Origin of the sequence: Micromonospora arborensis, from assembly GCF_003205615.1 — a bacterium.
In the GTDB taxonomy this organism is placed as follows: Bacteria; Actinomycetota; Actinomycetes; order Mycobacteriales; family Micromonosporaceae; genus Micromonospora; species Micromonospora arborensis.
In genome coordinates, this window is record NZ_PYBV01000025.1 from 111,080 (window position 1) to 111,530 (window position 451).

Sequence of the window (451 nt, forward strand, 5' to 3'; positions counted from 1 at the left end):
CGCTCAACAGCACATCGACACGGCGGGCAGCCAAAGCGGAGGCCGAGCGTCCTTCGCTGCGCCCGCAGCCCCATCTTGAGTTAGGACTCGCTCGTCCAGGCAGCGCGACGCCCGGGGCCCGCGCGGCCCGCGGCGAACGGCCCTCAGTACGACAGACCCGGCTGCGGCTGGTTGACCCGCCGACGACGCAGCACCACCTGCCGTGTGCCGTCGCGGTACAACCGCACCCGGGCCAACTCCCACCCGGAGAACTCCGCCTGGATCGCCAACTGCGCCGCGGCGGTCAACCGGTCGACGTTCGGCGGCAGCCGCAGCGGCGCGTATTCGTAGTCCATGCCACCCATGCTGCCCAGCCCAGCGGCCGTTCGCCACCCCCTCGGGGGTGACCAACACCGCTGCCGTGGGTGGTTCGTGCCACCCCGTGCCCCCATCGCGCCGATCTGTGAGTGGG

Annotated in this window: 1 protein-coding gene; it reads right to left on the minus strand. The window is 72.1% G+C overall.

What is annotated here, in order from left to right:
- Positions 1-143: 143 nt before the first annotated feature.
- Positions 144-335: a DUF5703 family protein gene (locus C7C45_RS20305; protein ID WP_013734349.1), complete on the minus strand. Its 192-nt coding sequence runs from the start codon at positions 333-335 to the stop codon at positions 144-146.
- Positions 336-451 lie beyond the last annotated feature (116 nt).